We start from the raw sequence: 19,212 nt of genomic DNA on the forward strand, positions 1-19,212 counted from the left end.
GTAATAATCATTAAAATCTGTGCATGCGGTCACAGTTTTCCGCTACGGCCCACCAGTTATTTGCCGCGGGGCGTCGGAAGCGGTGTATGGGCAGTGCAAGCGTACTCCACATGTGTCTGAACGTCGCTGACGCGGCGGAATCGATCGCGTTCTACGAACAATTTGGCTTCGAGAAGTCCTGGCAGTTCACCACGCCGGACGGCGAGACGACGAACTACTACGTGGCCGACGACGACGGCGTCGAACTGCAACTCTCGGAAACAGAGGGGGAGACGAACTTCGAGATGGGCAGTGGCTGGGACCACCTCGCGCTCGGCGTGGACGATGTCGACGCAACGGTCGAACGCATCGACCACCACGGCGTCGTCAAGGAGCCAGGACCCCAACCCGAGGCCGGCGCGTACACGGCCTTCGTCGCGGACCCCGACGGTCACCACGTCGAACTCATCGAACCGCTCGAAGACTGAAAAATTCGAAGCCTGCAGCGCTCAAAAACTGAACCGCGCCCACGGCGTTTCGAATGACGAAATGCTGACGACGGTCGTCAGTTCCCGACGGCCGTGGCGCGCTCGACGATGTCAGCGCCGTACATCTCCTCTAGTTCCTCATGCTGGTCCGGACGGTGCTCGTACACGTCCTGGAACAGCGTGATGGGCGTCTGGGCGGCCTGATAGGTTGCCTCGTCCCACATCCGGTCCTTGCTGATGTCCACCTCGACACCGTCGATGACCAGCGTGGCAGCCTGGGTCATCGCGATGGCACCCTTGCCGGCCTCCTTGGCGGCCTCGAACTCCTCCATGGAGTCGACGATGTCGTTCATGCTGGGGATGTACGCGGTGCGGTCGAGCAGTTCCTCGGTGAGTTCCTCCTCGTCGAGTTCCAGTCGCTCACCGCCCGCCTGCAGGACGTATCCGCCGTCGCCATCCGTTTCAAGTGAGAGGTCGTCGCCGTCGTACACCTGCTTGCCGTCCCGTGCTTCGAGTTCGACTTCCTGCCCGCCGACCTCGAGCAGCCAGCTGCCGGTCTTCGGCGGGAGCGGAGCCGTGTTCGCCTCCACGACCTGGCCCGGCGTCAGCGACCAGATGCCGGTCATCCCCTTCGCGCGGTTGTCCTTCATCCGCTCGCGGTAGCCCTCGACATCGCGGATGTCGTCGTAGGGACCGTCGACGGCGATGAGGCCCGCAGCGCTGGCCCCGCGGGAGGTGTTGTGCCGCAGTTCGGGCCACGGCGGGAGTTCGCCGGTGGGCGTCATCGCGCGCATGTCTTTCGTGTAGTCGACCTCACCGTCGACGAGCAGGAACATGCGTTCGAGGTTGTTCGAGGGCTTGCCCATCTCCTCGCGCAGGTCGCCCATCGCCAGTTCGGCCTCGCCGCTCTCGACGATGACCGACATCGAGAGGCTCCCTTCTTCGAGGCCGTGCTCGTGCTCGATGATGGTGAAGAACTCGTCGGCCTTCTTCCAGTCGTCGATGTCGCCCACCTCCGGGATGACGAAGCCGTCGATGTGGTCGACTGCGCCGTTGTCGGGGTCGGCGATCTCGAGCATCTGCTGGAACCCCTGGTAGCGGGTCGACGGCGACTCGCGGTGCCAGACGACCCGCGGGTGGATTTCGCCGGGGAACTCGGCACCCTGTTCGGCGACGACTTCGATGATGTTCTGGACGCCCTCCTCGCGCATGTTCGGCGCCGTCGCGTCCTCGTTGTCCGGGACCCAGACATCCGGGGCCTGCAGGCCGCGGAGTTGGCCCGCGCTCCGAAGCATCTTCGCGGAGTCGTCCTCCCCGTCGACGGCTGTCGGAGAGGTAAAGAACGTTCTGACGAACTCGCGGTCGTAGTGTCGCGTCACACTCATAACTCACCTCAGAAATCCCGACGGAACCGCTTAAATCTACCGTCCGTCAACATCCCAAACACCGGTCTGGACCGTCGTCCTACCGTTTCTCAGTGGGTTCGAAAATACGAAATTCTATCGATTTGTTACCTTTCACCGTTCGACTGCGCAGTCGATCCAGCGGTCGACGGTACGCAACCGATACGTCGATTCTTGCGACTGCCGGTCGCCACGCTGGGCAGCACTGACGATCCCGGTCGCAGGTTCCCGAGCCACCAAGCCCGTTTTCCGTTTCGTATTTTCGAACGCCTGCGTCGGTCTGTGATCATCGAACGGCAGTTCAGGGGTCCGTTCGCTCCCGGTAAGTACCACAGAGCGGTTGTCACAGCCGATACGGCAATTTTATTCGAGCGGCAGTGGAACTGGTATCCAATGACACGGGCGAAAACGAACTCGGTGCGGGCGACACAGACCTCGCTGACAGTGCTTTCGGAGATCAAAACGCTCGGCGGGAGCGCCACGCTGGCCGAACTGGCCGATTCGCTGGAGCCGACCAAGAGCACGATATACAAGCACCTCGTCACGCTGGAAGACGAGGGGCTAGTGGTAGAACAGGACGGCGAGTACCGCATCGGGCTCCGCTGGCTGGAGTTCGGCGGGATCGCACAGCGATACGACGGCATCTACGAAGTGGCAAAGCCCGAAGTCAGACGGATGGCCGTCGAGACCGGCGAACTGGCGAACTTGATGATCGAGGAGCAGGGCTACGGCATCTATATCCACACCACCAGCGGCGACCAGGCGGTCGCGCTCGATACGCGCCTCGGGAAGCGCATCCATCTCCACAAAACGGCTATCGGCAAGGCGCTGCTATCGAGTTTCGACGACAACCGGGTCGAGGAAATAATCGAGACTCGCGGGCTTCCCGCCGAGACGGAGAACACGATCACCGACCGCGAGGCACTGTTCGCGGAACTGGAGACGATTCGGGAGCGCGGCGTCGCCGACGACACGGAGGAACGGGTCGACGGCACCGGCTGTGTGGGCGTTCCCATCGACACCGGTGACCGCCGCGAGGCTGCCATCAGCATCACCGCACCGATCAACCGACTCCAGTCACCGGGCCGCAAAGCCCAGCTCATCGACACGGTCCAGCAGGCCGCTAACGTCATCGAAGTCAATCTGGTCCACGGGTGACAGAATAGATCGCTGTATTCGTGGATTCGATGACACTAACGACGGGCGACCGTTCGAATCTCAGTAGAATCTAATACCAGTACAGCTGTTATTTGCTGCCCGAACATCCGATACCATCCGATGATGTAGCCGCTCAATCACCGCTATTTCATCAATACTACGCCAGTTTTATAGACATATATGCCTACTTTGTAAATATAAAACAGAAATAAAACTTTAAAAAGAATATGTGAGATCATAATCTACAAAAATGGCCTTAGAGAACTCAAAGTGAATCTATACCGCCTATATATGTCTGAATCTTCTCACGTTCGCAGGTACAACTTCCAGCACCACCTTTGTGAGGGTCGGACGTTACGGAAGTGCGAGGAGAAAGCCCCGCCCTTCAGGGCGGGGATGAATCCGACAGTCGATGACACAAACCACCGACGATAGCACGGTCTGATATTCCAACAATTACTTAAGCAAGTACATATAATTACATTTGTAATGGTCACGGTGACTGTCACCGCGAAGTTCCACAACCCATCCCTCTCACGGCGAAAAGAGTGGCAACGCGCCACTCGCCTCTACCGTGACACCAAACAGTTCTGTATCGACGGATGGGAGAACGGCGACTTCGACAAGTCTGTGACCACCGCCAGCATCGACAACGACCTCTACTCGGCCATTCAGAACCAAGCCATTCGAGAGGCGAAATCCGACCACAGTAAAGATGGAGCGGTTCGCTACCGAGAGAGTCAACCGTTCGCCGTTAACAACCAGAACTGGGAACTCGACACGACCGAGAACGGCACAGTCGTCGTCGGCTTCCCGTGCGTCTCCCAATGGTGGTACACTCCGATAGAGGTGTACGACGACATTGCCGACCCCGTAGAACGACTGGTCGAAGGAGACGCCGACAAGACCCGCCTACAGGTCTACCGTCGTGGCGACGACTGGTACTGTACGTTCAACATTGAGTACGCCGCCGACACGTCGGGTGAGACGCCCATCGGCGTCGATATTGGCGAACGGCACATCCTCGCGGTGACAGCCTATGGCGAAGACGAGTCGATGCTGGTGTCGGGTGATGAGGCGAAGTATGTTCGGCGCAAATATCGTTCCCTACGCGATTCGCTTTCGGAAGCGGGTGCGCTTCGCGCACGCAACCGTGTGGGTGACAAAGAACAGCGTCGAATCAAGGACTTGAACCACAACCTCTCCCGTCGCCTCATCACGTTCGCGGAACAGTTCGAGAAGCCCGTCATTCGGATGGAAGACCTCGAAGGTATCCGCGAGAACAGTTCGTGGTCGGGCGTTCACTCGTGGCATTTCCACCAACTCCAACAATTCATCACGTATAAGGCCGAACGCGCTGGTATTCGCGTCGAGAAAGTTGATGCGTACCATACCAGTCAAAAGTGTTCGGTCTGTGGTTCGATGGGAACCCGTGATCGTGACCACTTTTCGTGTTCGGAGTGCGGTCGGGGACGCCACGCTGACCTGAACGCTTCGGAGAATATTGCACAACGGGAGGGTGAACCATGCACGGGCTAACGCTTCGGGCGAGTCGAACCGTGCTACCTCGCTGGTTGAATAGCCAGCCGTCGTTGACGCCCGCTGTATGCGGGGAGGAAGGTCCCATTGACAGGGCTGTACGCGCTGGAAAGCACACCGTTGGTCACAACTCGGTGGCGACCTTCGACGTTCCACGCGAAAGCGTACTTGAGAACCGAGGAAACGCGCAACCTGAATATCCCCTTCGGGGAATCCTCGCCCTTTAGCGCGGGGAGGATGTCAACGATAGCGCAGGGTCACGGCGAGTATGACGAAATACGTCACAAGCCCCCAGCACACCGCAGCGACGACACTCGGACCGAAGACCGCCGCGAGCCCGGCCGCGCCCACGAGAAGGGCGACTGCCGAACCCGTCCGCACGCCGCGGCGCTCCCACAGCGACCCGACGGGCGTGTCGAGGACGAACAGCGCTTCGACACCCACTGCGACGGCCACCCCGATAGCGGCGACCGGGACAGACCAGAGGGCATTGATTGCACCGCTCCAGCCCAGATACCCGATGAGGGCCACGCCACAGAGTAGTGCAACCCCGGCATCGCGTCGGTACTCGGACACAGCGACGGTACAGGCCCCAGTCGGAAAGCGATACTGACAGGGGTCCCGGATACCCAAAGTACAAAGACACTGTCATTCGCAGTGAACCTATGCACCATCCTGGACCGCCGCGGTTCGTGGCGACGGGTGACGAGGTCGAACTCGCACCCCGGGACCCGGATCCGTCGGCGACGTACACCTGGCGACTCACGCGGGCACCGGTACGCTCAACGGCGTCACTTGGGGACGACCCGGTCGAACACCTCGTCCCCGACGCGCCGGGCAGATACGTCGTCCGTCTCAGCGCGCCGGACGGCGAGTACGACCTCACCATCCGCGCGTTCCCGGGCGACCTCCAACCGAGCGGGGGATATACGTCCGGCGTCTCTGGCGGCCAAAGCGGCGGCGTCTCCGGCGGACAAAGCGGTCCCGGCCGGAGCGGCAGCGGCGAGTACACCCAGACGGGGGACGGTCCCGGCGGCGACGGCGGCGGCCGGCCGCGCCTGTCGCTGCGGCCGGAAATCGAGGGCAACGAGGCCGTCGTCCGCGCGGATTGCAACCCTCATCCCGAGGGAAGCGAGACGGCCGCCGACCTCGCCGTCGAGTTCCTGCTCGACGACCGCGACAACATCGACGAGGACGCGGTGACCCGGGAAGGGGCGGAACTCCGGATACCGCTGGACGCGCTGCCAGAACGCGCCCGAATCCACGGTGTCGCGGTCGGCGAATACGGCTACAGTGTGCCCGATGCTGTCGAGTTCACGCGCACCGCGGATGGCGTCGAGACGGTTGCGAGTGGCGCAGATGTCGCCGCCCGGCGACCGTACGTCGCGCCGGCCTGGGCTGAGGACTCGGTCATCTACGAGATATACGTCCGCACCTTCGCCGGTGATAGCGATGAATCGCCCTTCGATGCAATCGTCGACCGGCTGGACTACCTCGACTCGCTCGGGGTTGATGTCATCTGGCTCACGCCGGTGCTACAGAACGACCACGCGCCCCACGGGTACAACATCACGGACTTCTTCGAGATCGCGTCGGATCTGGGCACCCGCGAGGACTACGAGCGGTTCGTCGAGGCGGCCCACGACCGCGGGTTCAAAGTCCTGTTCGACCTCGTGTGCAATCATTCGGCGCGGACCCACCCGTACTTCGAGTCCGCTGTCGACGATCCGGATAGCGAGTACCGCGACTGGTACGCCTGGCGCACCGACACCGAACCGGAGACGTACTTCGACTGGGAGCACATCGCCAACTTCGACTTCGACCACCTGCCGGTCCGCCGGCACCTGCTCGATGCGGTCGCCCAGTGGGCCGAACTGGTCGACGGGTTCCGGTGTGACATGGCCTGGGCCGTCCCGAACGGCTTCTGGCGCGAGATACACGATTACTGCAAGGACCGCGACAGCGAGTTCCTACTGTTGGACGAGACTATCCCGTACATCCCCGATTTCCAGGCCGGGCTGTTCGACATGCACTTCGACTCGACGACCTACGCCGCGCTCCGGCAGGTCGGGGGCGGTGCCGACGCCGATGCGGTCCTCAACGCTATCGAGGGCCGGGCGGAGATCGGCTTCCCGGACCACGCCTCGTTCATGCTGTACGCGGAGAACCACGACGAGACGCGCTACATCGTCGACTACGGGCGCGAGGCCGCCGAGGCCGCCGCGGGAGCGCTGTTCACGCTTCCGGGCGCGCCGCTACTCTATGCCGGTCAGGAGTTCGGCCAGCGCGGGCGGCGGGACGACCTCGCGTGGGACCACGCCGACGAGACGCTCCAGGCGTTCGTCAGTGACCTCGCTTCGGTCAGACACGACCAGCCGGCGCTGTCGGCCGACGCGGACCTCGTCCGAATCCCATACGAGGTCCGGGACGGTTCGTCCGACCGCGTTGTCGCGTACGCACGAGCAACCGAGGCGGACGCGGCCGTCGTGGCGCTCAACTTCGGCGACGAGCCGGCGACGGTTGCGCTTCCGGCCGAGACCGGCGAAACCGACCTCGTTTCCGGGGAGTCTCGCGGGGCCGCTGGCGACGGGAACACGACTGTCACGGTCGACAGCGTCGGCGTGTTCCCGGCCGCCGATAGCGACCTGACTCAGTAGCCGTCGGTGGGGCTGTTTCGGATCCGAGACTCGGCGCTCCTGTGGTCTCCGGCCACTTCTCCAAAATATCACTAATTTGTACGAACCACAGGAGTTTATAGAGATTGGTCTGCTTTGATACGTATGCGGCTTTCGACAGCGCTCAACGAGTACAAGCGGACTCGCCACGAGCGCTTTCCAGAGGAACGACGGACTGTTTCAGGCTCTTTCTCCGGGCACGGTGACCGCCTCGTACACGTCGGCGAAGACGGCACACTGAAGGACTACTCCGATTCGCTCTCCGGGCTCTCCGGTATCGACCGCTCCCGACTCGGCGTGATGTCTGGGGACGAGACGCGGTGGTTCAGCGACCTGGAGACCATCAGACAGCACTACTACCGCGAGACGCGACTCGTCGAGACCGAATACGATGCAGGGTCGTTCACGGTCCACCAATACGACCTGACGCTGGGGCGGGCACACGTCACACACGTCGCGATGCGTGGGGCTGTGCCACAGGACGCCAAGCTCGTGGCGTTCGTCACGCTGGCCCCCGAAGGCAGTGACAGCGGCGTCGGCTCGCTCATCCACGAAGACGCCGGACCCGACGGCTCGCGTGTTCTGGAGGTGTACCACCGCCGGGAGCACGATTACCTCGCCTCCTCGACCGGCCTCGACGCCGTCGCCGGGCAGCGGCCCGAACGCCTCGCGGAGATTCTCGACGACAGCCCGGTCGCGTTCCCGCGGTCGGAACCGGTCGAACGGCGCGACCAGACGCGGCTCACCGGCGATTTCCTCGTGACCGCCCCGCTCGACCGGTCCGGGCGCAGCAAGGACACGACGCTCGTCAGCCAGCTCTCGAACCACAACGAGGTCGACCGTGAGACGGCGCTCATCGACCTCGCCGACTGCGTGACGGCGCATACGACTGCCGACGACCTCCGGCAGGCCGGTCGGGAACGAACGCGTATCGACGTGGACGAATCGGTGCCGCGCTCGGAGTCGATACGGATGGACCTGCGGGTGCTTGACTTGCTGTCCTCACCGACCGGCGGTCGGATCGCCGCCCCGGAGTTTGACCCCTTCTACTCGAACTCCGGCGGCTACGGCTACGTCTGGTTCCGCGACGACGCCTCGGTCTCCCGGCACCTGCTCGAAGCCGGTGACCGGCTCGACATCGACACCGCGGAGATGCTGACAGAGAGCGCGCAGTTCCTCTGTGACAGCCAGCTTCCCGACGGCCGGTGGCCCCACCGCGTGTGGGCCGACAGCGGAGCCATCGCGCCGGGCTGGGCCAACGCCAGAGTCGAGCACAACGCCGAGTCGCCGGAGTATCAGGCCGACCAGACTGCGACGGTCACGGCCTTCCTCGCGACGATGCTGCGGACACACCGCAGCGCGTTAGACACCGAACTGACGGCGACGGTCCGAGAGACTATCGAGTCGGCCGTCGACACGCTCATCGAAGACATCGCGGCCAACGACCTGCCAGAACCGTGCCAGAACGTCTGGGAGGACTCCATCGGCCAGTTCACGCACACTACTGCGACGTTCATCGAGGCCTTCGCCGCGGTGGCTCGTGCCCCGATGGGCGAGGCGGTCCGCGAGCGGAGCCTAGCAGCGGCCGACCAGCTGCTTGACGGTCTCGATACGCTCTGGGATGAGGACCTCGGCGTGTACGTGATGGGGCTGACAAACGGGACGCCCGACCACCGCATCGACGCCGCGGCGCTCCACCTCGCCGACGCACTGCAGGAGTACGACAGCGTTGAAACGACCGAACTGCCCGACCAACAGCTCACTCGCCTGGCCGACCACGTGAGCACGACACTCGATACGCTCTTTCGGAACCCGACCGAGAGCCAGGTCGCAGGCCTCGCCCGCTACGAGGGCGACCGCTGGCGGACCGGCCATCAGGACAGCGAGAAGATCTGGACCGTCACGACGGGGATGGGAGCCCTCGCCGCTGCCCGCGTCGGCGACATGCTGAACGACCGCGACGGGAGCGGCGACGCCTACCTCGACCGAGCAAGCGACCTGTACGAACTGCTCGCCGACGACGGCCCGCTGGCGACCGATGCCGGCTACCTCGCCGAACAGGCCTTCGACGATGGCGACCTCGACAGCGCGACGCCGCTTGGCTGGTCGCACGCGCTGCGGCTTCACGCGACCGCGCGCCTGGGAGAGTTGAACGCGCTCCCAACGACCTCGGCCAGCACCGAGGGGCCGAGCGAGCGCCCGACCTGGACGACCGGAGAGAAGTACGGCGTCGGCACCGTCGCCGACCACGACGAGCCGGACCCTTCACGCGTCTGGTTTACGCTCACCGAGGGCGCGCTGACGGAGGCCCGCTACCCGCAGGTCGACCTGATGAACCTGCGGACGCTCGATTTCCTGGTCCGGTGTACGGACGAGACGGACTACGCCGTCCGGACCCACCGGGAGAACCGCCGGACCGACGACACCGTCAGGCGTCGCGTCGAGCCGGTCGACGACGAGGCGTTGCTCTATCGGCACGTCTTCACCGAAACCGGGGACGGCCGGGGCCACGAGTGGACGCTGACCGTCGACTACGCGACCGACCCCGAACACGACGCCATCGTCGCCGATGTGTCCTTCAGCGCCGACGACGGCAAGTCCTACGACGTGTTCTCGGTCGCCGACATCGCGCTCACCAGTACGGTCACCGAGGACCGCGCCATCAGATACGGCCAGCCCGGGAGCTACCACCTCGTCGGCCGGAACCCCCACGCCTACACCGACCAGACGGACAACGACCTGCTCGTCGACGAGAACGGCGACGCCTACTCCATCGCCGTGGCGATGGCCGCGGCCGGGCGCTTCGACTGGGCCACTGTCGGCGCGGCCGGCAGCGACCGCCTCGACGGGCTGTACTCCGACGGCGACCTCCCGGACCCACTCGAAGACATCGACGGGACGAACCTCGTCCTCATCGGCCGGCTGGACTCGGGAACCAGAGTCAGCGACACGGTCGCGCTCGGCTTCGCGCGGCAAGCTGACACCGCTGCCGCGCTGGGCGAAGCCGACGGGGCGCTCGACCGCGGCTACGAGACGGTCAGCGCCGAGTACGCCGATAGCTGGGCTGAGTTCCTTTCGGACAAGCAACTCCCGGAGTCGGTCGCCGACGACGCGGACCTGGCGAACCAGTACCGGACCGCGCTGATGACGCTGCTGGCGGTCGAGGACAAGACCTACCACGGCGCATCCATCGCCTCGCCGTCCGTGCCGTGGGGCGAAGCCGTCCACGCCGAGGAACCCAAAGGCTACGGCTACAACTTCGTCTGGTCCCGTGACCTCTATCAGGTGTTCAGCGTCTTCGACGCCATCGGGTCGCTTGACATCGCGGCCGACCAGCTGGAGTACATCTACGAGTACCAGCAGGACGACGCCGGCTTCATCCCGCAGAACACCTACGTCAACGGGACGACCCGCTGGGGCGGCGAGCAGATGGACAACATCTCGTTCCCGCAGGTGATGGCCTATCGCCTCGCCGAGAACGGCGTCGACTTCGACGATGTCGACTACAGCTACGAGAACGTCCGGCGGTCCGCCGAGTACGTCGTCCGCCACGGCCCCGAGACCGCCCAGGAGCGCTGGGAGGAGGAAGCCGGCTTCTCGCCGTCCTCGATTGCGACCGAGATCGCCGGCCTCGCCTGTGCGGCCAAGATCGCGCTCGACACCGGCCACGAGGCTGACGCGCTGATCTGGCTCGCGCTTGCGGACCACTGGGCGAACAACGTCGCGGCTTGGACTGCGACCGAGACCGGGACCGAGCGCCACACTCACACGCCCTACTACACCCGGGTAACGCTCGATGGCAACCCAGAGGCTGGGCATCTCCGGACGCTCGCCAACGACGGCCCGACGCTCGACGAGCGCAACATCATCGACGGCGGCTTCCTCGAACTCGTCCGACTGGGCATCAAGCCCGCCGACGACGAGATCATCCGGAACTCGCTCGTCGAGGTCGACGACACGATCAGCGTCGACACGGAGTACGCACCCGGGTTCTACCGGTACAACGGCGACGGCTACGGCGAACGCGGCCGGGGCGACCAGGGCGCGCCGTGGTCGGTCGAGCACAAGGGGAAGGGTCGCCTCTGGCCGCTGCTCACCGGCGAGCGCGGCGAGTACGAACTCCACCGCGACGACCCGGACATCGCGCCCGAGAACTGCCTCCGGATGATGGAGGACGTGGCGAACTCGGGGCGGATGATCGCCGAGCAGATCTGGGACCGCGGGCACGCGACCGATTACGACTGGGAGTTCGCCGAAGGGACCGGCTCGGCGACGCCGCTGGCGTGGTCGATGGCCCAGTACGTGCGGCTGGCCCACGGCATCAGCGCCGGCGAACCGGTCGAGACGCCGGCGTTCGTCGACGAGCGCTATCGCGAACGCAAGGCCCACACGCCGGACCGCAGTCCGGCGCTGCGCGTGGACACGCAGTTCCGCGGGAACGAACTCGTCGTCTCCGGCGAGACGACCGGCGTCCGCGTCGTCGTCAAGACGCCCGCCGATATCACATCCATCACCGTTGACGACCGGGAGTTCGAGGTCACGGTCGATGTCGACCCCGGTGAAAATCAGGTAATCGTTGCCGCTGCAGACGACGAGGACCTGGTCTCCGCCGGGACGACCGTCTGGCAGCTCAACCTGTAGCATCTCTTATATTTGAGTACCACTTTATAATTCGGGTCTGTCTGGTGAGATATGGACGCAATAGTGCTAGCCGGCGGCTACGCGACACGACTGTGGCCGATCACGCGCCGACGGCCGAAGATGCTGCTGCCGGTCGGCGAGACGACTGTCATCGACGGGGTTCTCCAGTCGCTTGAGGAGGATGACCGAGTCGGGACGACCTATCTGAGTACCAATGAGGCCTTCGCCGCGGACTTCGAGGCCCACATCGACGAGATGGGCTACGAGTCGGTCCAGCTCTCAGTCGAGAGCACGGCGGACGAAGACGAGAAGTTCGGGGTCGTCGGCGCGCTCGCGCAACTCATCGACCGCGAGGGTATCGACGATGACCTGTTCATCATCGGGGGCGACAACCTCATCGGCTTCGACCCCTCGGCGTTCCTCGACTTCTTCGAGGAGCGTGACGGGGCGGCACTCGCTGCCTACGACGTGGGCTCCCGGGAGAAAGCCAAGTCCTACGGCCTCGTCGAACTCGACGGCGAGCGCGTCGTGGACTTCCAGGAAAAGCCCGACAACCCCAAGAGTACGCTCGTTTCCATCGCCTGCTACGCCTTCCCGGCCGACTCGCTTCGCTTCGAGGAGTACCTCTCGGGCGACAACAACCCCGACGAACCGGGCTGGTACATCGACTGGCTGCAACAGCAGGAACCAGTGTACGCGTACACCTTCGACGATATCTGGTTCGATATCGGGACGCCGGCGTCGTACTTCGAAGCGGTCGAGTGGAAGCTCGACGGCGGATCGCTCATTCACCCGGACGCGACCGTCGAGAACGCCGAAATCGGTGAGACCGTCCACGTGATGGCCGGTGCGGAAGTAACCGACAGCAGCCTCGACCGGACCATCGTCTTCCCGGACGCCGAGGTCAACGACTGCGACCTCGACGAAACGATTCTCGGCGAGGACGTGGCCGTCGATGGGTTCGACATGGCCGGGTCGCTCATCATCAACCGCTGATGATCCGTCCACGTCGACCCGCTGCTCGGGCATGGGATTTGCCGCGACCTGTGGCCGGCCACCGGACCGCTTGCGAAGGACTAAGTGACACAGCGCCGTCTACTCGCCATGAGCAAGTCATCTGATAACATGGGCCAATCAGAGTCCGACCCGGTCACCTTCGAGATGACAATCGAGGACGGCCGGACCAGGATCGATGTCTCGGGCGACCGCGATACGGCCGTCATCGTCCGCTCGAAATCGGGTGAGAAAATATACCTGCCGCCGGAGGACTTCGACCGGCCGCCGGAGGACAGGCAGACGCCCTACGACAGCCCCTACCAGTCGGCCGACGGGACCGCCGACAGCCCGTACCGGACCCGGACCGACACCACGTCGGTGACGGGGCTGGAACCGACCGCCGACGGCTACCTCATCGTTCACCCGGAGCCGGTCACGGACGTTCGCTTTCTCCGGTAGGCGCGGCCGCCGGTCAGGCCTCGTCTAAGACCTCGTGGTAGAACTCGACGTGTTCGTCGGCGACTTCCTCCCAGGTGCGGACCTCGTACTCGATTGGCGTCGACAGCGACAGTGCGTGTTCGATGCCCTCCGCAATCGAGTCCGAGTCGGGTTCGACTTCGATGACGCAGTTCTCGTCGAGCAGCTCCGCGGCCCCGCTCTCACAGGCGACGACGCGCGTGCCGACCGACAGCGCTTCGACGATTGTGATGCCAAAGGGCTCCGCAAGCGACGGCGAGACGAACAGGTCCGCGCTGTTGTAGTAGTCCCCGAGCTCCGACTGGGGGAGATACCCTGGGAAGTAGACTCGGTCCTCAATTCCCAGCAACTCCGCGAACCGTTCGAGCTGTTCGGTGAGGTGGCCCGAGCCACCAAGCACCAGGCTGACGTTGTCCCGGTCGAGCTTCGAGAGCGCGTACAGGAGATACGAGAGCCCCTTCTGGTCGGTGTGTCGGCCGACGAAAAACAGCATCTTCCCGTCGATACCGAGTTCGGCCTTGATGTCCCGGCCCGTCGGCTCCACCGACGAGAACCCGTTGTAGATGACCGTCGAGTCGGCGTCGTACTGCTCGCGGATCCGTCGCTGCGTGAAATTGCTCACTGCGACGATGTGGTCAGAGCGGTTGGCGACCCGCTGTTCGGTTTCGACCTCCCGCTGTGGTGGGTTCACGTTCCGGTCCGCCGACAGCGAGTGAAACGTCGAGATCCACTCGACATCGTGGGACGACTTGGCCCGCGAACCGGGGTTGTAGCCGAACCAGTCGTTCGTGTGGATGATGTCGGCGCTGGCCGCCTCGTCGGCGAACTCTCCGGCCAGGCGGCCGATGCGCGTGATGATGTCGCCACTGCCCGTCGGGACGCCGTGGATGCCGTCGCGGTCCGGCGGCGCGTACTCCGCGGGTAACACCAGCTCAAACTCGATGTCGTCTCTCGGTTCGAGCTGCTCGAACAGCTCCCCGATAGCGGTATCAAGCCCGCCGGTGATGTTGGGTGGGAACCCCCAGCCAAGCATCAGCACGTTTGGTGGCATCTCTGGTACTGGCTCACTCATCAGAGCATCAAATGGATACAATATATAGGTTTGCGTGCGCCCTCGCAGTAGTCTGCGGGCACGTTCGTCGACGGTGAATCCACCTCATTACGGTTGTTCACAGACCGGCCGTTCAGGGAAAGACCCTTCCCATTGAAATGCCTGTCAGGGCAACAGGTGCGTATGCAATTCGAACGGCAGAGTGGCGTGTTTCTCCACCAGACGTCGCTCCCGGGGCCACACGGCATCGGTGACCTCGGTGCCGGCGCGCGGGCGTTTGTCGACTTCCTTGACCGGGCTGACCAGTCACTGTGGCAGTTCTGTCCGCTCGGTCCCACGGCGAGTGTCCACGGCAACTCTCCGTACCAGTCGTCGTCCGCCTTCGCCGGGAACCCCTTGCTCATTGACCTCCGCGACCTCGTTGAGCGGGGCTATCTCACCGAAGACGATATCGACCCGCCCGAGGACCTCTCGGACCAGCACGTCAAGTACGACCGCGTGACCGAGTTCAAGACGGGTCGGCTCCGGGACGCGTTCGCGACCTTCGACGACAGCGCGGACGAGGCCGACCAGCAGTCGTTCGCCGAGTTCTGCGAGCGCGAATCGGGGTGGCTGGACGACTACGCGCTGTTTACGGCGCTGAAATCCGAGTTCGACGGCGCGGGCTGGATGGACTGGCCCGACGACATCAGAACGCGCGAGCCAGCAGCCATGGAGCGATACCGGGACGAACTGGCCGCGGACATCCGCTATCACAAGTTCGTCCAGTGGTGCTTCGACACCCAGTGGCAGGAACTGGCCGAGTACGCGTCCGAGCGGGGGATCGGCCTCGTCGGCGACCTCCCCATCTACGTCGGCCTCGACTCGGCTGATGTCTGGGCGTATCCCGAAGTGTTCCGTCTCGACGACGAGCACAACCCCGCGGAGGTGGCCGGCGTCCCGCCAAATCCCGGCGACGACGGCCAGCGCTGGGGGAATCCGGTCTATGACTGGGAGACCCTGCGAGAGACCGACTACGGCTGGTGGCTCGACCGCTTCGAGCGGCTGTTTGACCTCGTCGACATCGCCCGTCTCGATCACTTCAAGGCCTTCGACGAGTTCTGGTCGATCCCGGCCGAGGCGGACGATCCGGCCGCCGGACAGTGGCGCGCCGGCCCCGGCGCGGACTTCTTCGAGACGGTCGAAGACCGGCTCGGCGACCTGCCGTTTTTTGTCGAGGACCTGGGCTTTCTCGACGAGGGAATCGTCACGCTGCGGGACCGGTTCGGGTTCCCCGGCATGCGCGTCCCGCAGTACGCCGACTGGTGTGAAGAGGGCCACATGTACCAGCCGATGCACTATCCGGAGCCGTCGGTGGGCTACACCTCAACGCACGACACGGACACCATCGTGGGATACTATCGCGACCTCTCGGATCGGCAGCGCGATTGCCTCCACTACAACCTCGGCACTGACGGGAACGAGATCAACTGGGACCTCATCGAAGCCGTCTGGAACTCCAACGCGGTCGTCGCGATGACGACCATGCAGGACCTGCTCGGCCTCGACAGCGACGCCCGGTTCAACGTCCCCGGGACGGCGACCGGGAACTGGCAGTGGCGGGTGACCGAGGACGGCCTCGACCCCGACGTTGCCGAGCGACTCCGACAGGTCACCGACAGAACAATCCGCTAACCCCGCTCAGAACTCCAGAATGCCGTCTTCCGTAACGACCGTATCGAGCAGGCGGGTCGGCGTCGCGTCGTAGCCCGGGTTGCCGATGTCGAACCCCTCCGGCGGTTCGAGCATCACGTCAGAGCCCGGCCGGAACGTGTTCGTGAAGGTGAAGCCGCTGCCGATGAACTTCGACGAGGTCCCGACGACGGTCACGGGAACGTCCATCTCGTTGGCCGTCGCGGCCAGTGGCAACGTCCCGATGCGGTTGTACACCTCGTCTTCGATGAGGCAGTTCATGCCGACGAAGACGCGGTCGGCCTCCGCGAGGTAGTGGCCCGCCGCGCCGTCGACGATGAGCGTCACGTCGGCCCCGTCCCGGTCGGCCAGCTGGCGGGCGGTTCGACGGCCCAGGAAATGTGGCCGGGACTCTCTGGCGTAAAGCTGGAACTCCTTGCCGTCGTCAAGCGCCGCCATCAGCGTCGCCATCACTGTCGATGAGTTCTCGTGTGTCACCAGCACGTCGCCGTCCTCGATGAGCGTCGCCGCCTGCTCCGCGGCGCGGTCCTTGCTAGTCTCGATCTCCGTGACGACCTCGTCAATTGCGGCGAGCAGTTGCTCCTTGGCTTCCGAGACGGACTCCGGCTCAGCGTCTTTCAGGTCCGTGACGATACGTTGCTGTGTCGTGTACAGCGGCGCATGCGAGCGGTTCGCCCGCTGGAGTGCGCTGCTGTTGCGTTCGACCACGCGGAGGAAGTCCTCGACCGTGTGGCACTCGCGGTCTGTCAGTTCGCGGAGCGCCTTGGCGGCCTTCACGGCGGCAATCGAGGAGCTCTGTGTCTCCATCTCCTCGATCTGCCGAACCGTCTCGTTTATCATGCAGATACCTGTGGCCGCCTCCCTTATAACGGTACAGCCGATATCCGCTCCACTCGTCTGGACTCACTCGGCTCCGACCACGTCTTGGTCAGTCGGCCCCTGGCCGTCGAACTCGGCGACGAGCGAATCTAGCTGTTCCGGGTCGTCGACAGAGGCGAGTGTCTGGTCCGCGGTCCGACAGTCGCCGTCGACGCCGAGGGTGTCACAGACGAGGTCGGTCGTCGCCTCGGCCATCTGCCGGTAGGTGGTTAGCTTGCCGCCGACGATGCTCGCCATGTTGTCGATGCCGTCGTCGGCGTGGTCCAGCAGGAAGAACCCACGTGAGATGCCACGGCCGCCGCGCTCGTCCTCGTCTGGTGCGTACAGCGGCCGGACGCCCCACCAGGTCCGGACCTCCGACGCGTCCGCGACCGGGGGCAGCATCGCTGCACATTCCGCGATGCTCTCCTCGACTTCCCACTGTTCTGTCTCGTAGTCGTCGGGGTCGCGGACGGGCACGCTCGTTGTTCCGAGGACGGCCTCGCTTTCGTGTGGTACGACTATGTCGCCGTCGTCGGGGTCCCGACAGCGGTTGAGTACCGGCCCGAGGTCGTCGTACTCGACAGAGACCATCACGCCCCGCGTCGGTCGCATCTCCACGTCGAGGCCGGCCATCGAAGCGAACTCGCCCGCCCATGCCCCCGTCGCGTTGACGACGTAGTCAGCCTTGATGGTGTCGTCGACCGCGCCGCCGACTTGGACACCGGTCACCGCTCCATCGTCGACAATCACGTCCTCGACGGGCGCGTGTGGGTGTATCGTCGCCCCGTGGTCGCGGGCGTCGGCGGCGTTCGCGGCGACGAGCCGCGACGGGTAGATGACGGCATCGGGAACCTCGAACGCGCGCTCGGTATCTGCGGCGAGTTCGGGAACTCGCTGGCGTGCTTCCTCAGCGTCCAGCGTCTCGACGGGGATACCCACGTCTTCGCAGGCCGCCCGTTTGGCCTCGAAATACTCGGGGTCGTCCGCAGAAAGCTGGACGAACAGCCCGCCGGTATCGCGGATGCAGGCGCCGGCGATCTCCTTGAGTATCCGGTTCTCGGCGATGCACTCCTCGGCACCGACTCGGTCAGCCTCGGCGTAGCGGGCCCCGCTGTGGAGCAGTCCGTGCGAGCGACCGGAGGTACCGCTTGTCAGCCCGCCGCGTTCAACCAGTGTCACGTCGACACCGCGGAGCGCGAGATCACGGGCGACGCCGGCCCCGGTCGCGCCACCACCGACGACGAGGACATCCGTTTCAATAGTCATACCAACTGTTAGGCGAAATGACGTAATATTCTACCGGTGCTAGGGGTGTTGACGACGCCATTCCCGTGCTGTCGAAAGGCGACTGCGTGTCGACGGTTCGAGACAGACGAACGGGGACACGGCCACCGAGTGTAACCCGATTTCTGTTCGCTCGGCCGCGTCCCCAAGTAGCTACACTTATATTCGTGACCGCATTGGACACTGTATAGGCGGCCACAGCGGTGGGGTTGCCTCCCGTACCCATCCCGAACACGGAAGATAAGCCCACCAGCGTTCCGGGGAGTACTGGAGTGCGCGAGCCTCTGGGAAATCCGGTTCGCCGCCACACCATTCATCTCGTATATAATCCATCGAGCGACGCGGATGTGCTGTCCTGCGTGGCATCCGTCTCGACCATGACGGACTCGTTCGTCTCTGTCCACGCTTCGTTTGAACGCGACAGTCAGACCGGGACTGGTCTTGAGACGACCGATGGGTGGACAGGACGGACTTCTACAGGCGGAGTCGGCCGAGGCGGTTTACAGGTTCGCGTACGCTTCCTCGACCATCTCGCCGGTCCGCTCGACGACATCGGCCATCGCCTCGTTGTCGGGGGCAAGTCCGGTCAGCCGCGCGATACGCATGATGCTGACGTGATACACCGTCTGGACGCCCGGCGATTCCTCCCAGATGACGACGTTACAGGGAAACAGCGCGCCGATGCGGTGCTCCGAGTGGTCCAGCACCTCGTCCGCGATAGCCGGATTGCACGCCCCCAGGACGTAGTACGGGTCCCGCTCCGCATCGACTTTCTCGTTGAGCAGGGTCGACGGCGAGAACTCCGACGGGAAGCCAAACCCTGCCTCGGCGAAAGCCTCGCGGACGTGTTCGATGGCGTCCTCGTGGGACATTTCTAGAGTCGCGCGCTTCTCGCCGATGTCCTCGGGGTCGACTTCGCTTGGATCGATAGGCAACGTCATACTCACACAGAGGGGTGACCGACAGAA

At 64.2% G+C, this 19,212-nt stretch carries 14 protein-coding genes and 1 rRNA gene; 9 read left to right on the forward strand and 6 right to left on the reverse strand.

Annotated elements, in window-relative coordinates:
• Nucleotides 1-86: 86 nt before the first annotated feature.
• The gene (locus Harman_RS11325) at nt 87-467 is read left to right on the forward strand and encodes a VOC family protein (protein ID WP_137683909.1); all 381 of its coding nucleotides are present in this window, start codon (nt 87-89) and stop codon (nt 465-467) included.
• Between the two features lie 77 nt (nt 468-544).
• Here the strand turns inward: Harman_RS11325 and aceB are convergent, their stop codons facing one another.
• Complete coding sequence (aceB, locus tag Harman_RS11330) at nt 545-1,852, reverse strand: malate synthase AceB (RefSeq protein WP_137683910.1); 1,308 nt, start codon at nt 1,850-1,852, stop codon at nt 545-547.
• A 411-nt stretch (nt 1,853-2,263) separates the two neighbouring features.
• On the opposite strand from aceB, the gene Harman_RS11335 reads away from it, so the two are divergent.
• Both Harman_RS11335 and Harman_RS11340 read left to right on the forward strand, forming a co-directional pair.
• The gene (locus Harman_RS11335; protein WP_137683911.1) at nt 2,264-3,028 is read left to right on the forward strand and encodes an IclR family transcriptional regulator; all 765 of its coding nucleotides are present in this window, start codon (nt 2,264-2,266) and stop codon (nt 3,026-3,028) included.
• Nucleotides 3,029-3,517: 489 nt separating this feature from the next.
• Nucleotides 3,518-4,567 carry an RNA-guided endonuclease TnpB family protein gene (locus Harman_RS11340; protein WP_137683912.1) on the forward strand — a complete coding sequence of 350 codons (1,050 nt, stop codon included), beginning with the start codon at nt 3,518-3,520 and terminating at the stop codon, nt 4,565-4,567.
• Between the two features lie 240 nt (nt 4,568-4,807).
• On the opposite strand, the gene Harman_RS11350 is transcribed toward Harman_RS11340, so the two are convergent.
• Nucleotides 4,808-5,143: a hypothetical protein gene (locus Harman_RS11350; RefSeq protein ID WP_137683913.1), complete on the reverse strand. Its 336-nt coding sequence runs from the start codon at nt 5,141-5,143 to the stop codon at nt 4,808-4,810.
• An 89-nt stretch (nt 5,144-5,232) separates the two neighbouring features.
• Between Harman_RS11350 and malA the strand changes: the two genes are divergently transcribed.
• From malA to Harman_RS11370, 4 genes are all read left to right on the forward strand, one after another.
• Nucleotides 5,233-7,224 (forward strand): alpha-amylase MalA, encoded by a 1,992-nt coding sequence (gene malA, locus Harman_RS11355; protein ID WP_137683914.1) that lies wholly within the window; start codon nt 5,233-5,235, stop codon nt 7,222-7,224.
• A 123-nt stretch (nt 7,225-7,347) separates the two neighbouring features.
• Nucleotides 7,348-11,883 (forward strand): glycoside hydrolase family 15 protein, encoded by a 4,536-nt coding sequence (locus Harman_RS11360; RefSeq protein ID WP_137683915.1) that lies wholly within the window; start codon nt 7,348-7,350, stop codon nt 11,881-11,883.
• Nucleotides 11,884-11,934: 51 nt separating this feature from the next.
• On the forward strand, nt 11,935-12,879 hold the full coding sequence (locus Harman_RS11365) for a sugar phosphate nucleotidyltransferase (protein WP_137683916.1): 945 nt from the start codon (nt 11,935-11,937) through the stop codon (nt 12,877-12,879).
• A 129-nt stretch (nt 12,880-13,008) separates the two neighbouring features.
• Nucleotides 13,009-13,338, forward strand: a complete 330-nt coding sequence (locus tag Harman_RS11370; protein ID WP_137684050.1) for a DUF7510 family protein — start codon at nt 13,009-13,011, stop codon at nt 13,336-13,338.
• Between the two features lie 13 nt (nt 13,339-13,351).
• On the opposite strand, the gene Harman_RS11375 is transcribed toward Harman_RS11370, so the two are convergent.
• Nucleotides 13,352-14,407 (reverse strand): glycosyltransferase family 4 protein, encoded by a 1,056-nt coding sequence (locus Harman_RS11375; RefSeq protein WP_137684051.1) that lies wholly within the window; start codon nt 14,405-14,407, stop codon nt 13,352-13,354.
• Nucleotides 14,408-14,590: 183 nt separating this feature from the next.
• Here Harman_RS11375 and malQ point away from each other — a divergent pair, with 183 nt between their 5' ends.
• A complete protein-coding gene (gene malQ, locus Harman_RS11380; protein WP_137683917.1) occupies nt 14,591-16,081 on the forward strand; it encodes a 4-alpha-glucanotransferase in 1,491 nt (496 codons plus the stop codon).
• Between the two features lie 6 nt (nt 16,082-16,087).
• On the opposite strand, the gene Harman_RS11385 is transcribed toward malQ, so the two are convergent.
• Together Harman_RS11385 and Harman_RS11390 are read right to left on the reverse strand one after the other, a co-directional pair.
• Nucleotides 16,088-16,939 (reverse strand): translation initiation factor eIF-2B, encoded by an 852-nt coding sequence (locus Harman_RS11385; protein ID WP_137683918.1) that lies wholly within the window; start codon nt 16,937-16,939, stop codon nt 16,088-16,090.
• Between the two features lie 63 nt (nt 16,940-17,002).
• Complete coding sequence (locus Harman_RS11390) at nt 17,003-18,226, reverse strand: FAD-dependent oxidoreductase (protein WP_137683919.1); 1,224 nt, start codon at nt 18,224-18,226, stop codon at nt 17,003-17,005.
• Nucleotides 18,227-18,431: 205 nt separating this feature from the next.
• Here Harman_RS11390 and rrf point away from each other — a divergent pair.
• A 5S ribosomal RNA gene (gene rrf, locus Harman_RS11395) occupies nt 18,432-18,554 on the forward strand.
• A gap of 190 nt (nt 18,555-18,744) precedes the next feature.
• On the opposite strand, the gene Harman_RS11400 is transcribed toward rrf, so the two are convergent.
• On the reverse strand, nt 18,745-19,185 hold the full coding sequence (locus Harman_RS11400; RefSeq protein WP_137683920.1) for a DUF302 domain-containing protein: 441 nt from the start codon (nt 19,183-19,185) through the stop codon (nt 18,745-18,747).
• Nucleotides 19,186-19,212 lie beyond the last annotated feature (27 nt).

It is taken from the genome of Haloarcula mannanilytica, assembly GCF_005406125.1.
Lineage (GTDB): Archaea > Halobacteriota > Halobacteria > Halobacteriales > Haloarculaceae > Haloarcula > Haloarcula mannanilytica.

Bases quoted from the DNA above. Each gene is read 5' to 3' on its own strand.
- Harman_RS11375 (WP_137684051.1), bottom strand. From the start codon at position 14,407: ATGCCACCAAACGTGCTGATGCTTGGCTGGGGGTTCCCACCCAACATC.
- Harman_RS11385 (WP_137683918.1), bottom strand. From the start codon at position 16,939: ATGATAAACGAGACGGTTCGGCAGATCGAGGAGATGGAGACACAGAGC.
- Harman_RS11400 (WP_137683920.1), bottom strand. From the start codon at position 19,185: ATGACGTTGCCTATCGATCCAAGCGAAGTCGACCCCGAGGACATCGGC.
- malA (WP_137683914.1), top strand. From the start codon at position 5,233: ATGCACCATCCTGGACCGCCGCGGTTCGTGGCGACGGGTGACGAGGTC.
- Harman_RS11365 (WP_137683916.1), top strand. From the start codon at position 11,935: ATGGACGCAATAGTGCTAGCCGGCGGCTACGCGACACGACTGTGGCCG.
- Harman_RS11335 (WP_137683911.1), top strand. From the start codon at position 2,264: ATGACACGGGCGAAAACGAACTCGGTGCGGGCGACACAGACCTCGCTG.
- Harman_RS11370 (WP_137684050.1), top strand. From the start codon at position 13,009: ATGGGCCAATCAGAGTCCGACCCGGTCACCTTCGAGATGACAATCGAG.
- Harman_RS11390 (WP_137683919.1), bottom strand. From the start codon at position 18,226: ATGACTATTGAAACGGATGTCCTCGTCGTCGGTGGTGGCGCGACCGGG.
- malQ (WP_137683917.1), top strand. From the start codon at position 14,591: ATGCAATTCGAACGGCAGAGTGGCGTGTTTCTCCACCAGACGTCGCTC.
- Harman_RS11340 (WP_137683912.1), top strand. From the start codon at position 3,518: ATGGTCACGGTGACTGTCACCGCGAAGTTCCACAACCCATCCCTCTCA.
- Harman_RS11360 (WP_137683915.1), top strand. From the start codon at position 7,348: ATGCGGCTTTCGACAGCGCTCAACGAGTACAAGCGGACTCGCCACGAG.
- aceB (WP_137683910.1), bottom strand. From the start codon at position 1,852: ATGAGTGTGACGCGACACTACGACCGCGAGTTCGTCAGAACGTTCTTT.
- Harman_RS11325 (WP_137683909.1), top strand. From the start codon at position 87: ATGGGCAGTGCAAGCGTACTCCACATGTGTCTGAACGTCGCTGACGCG.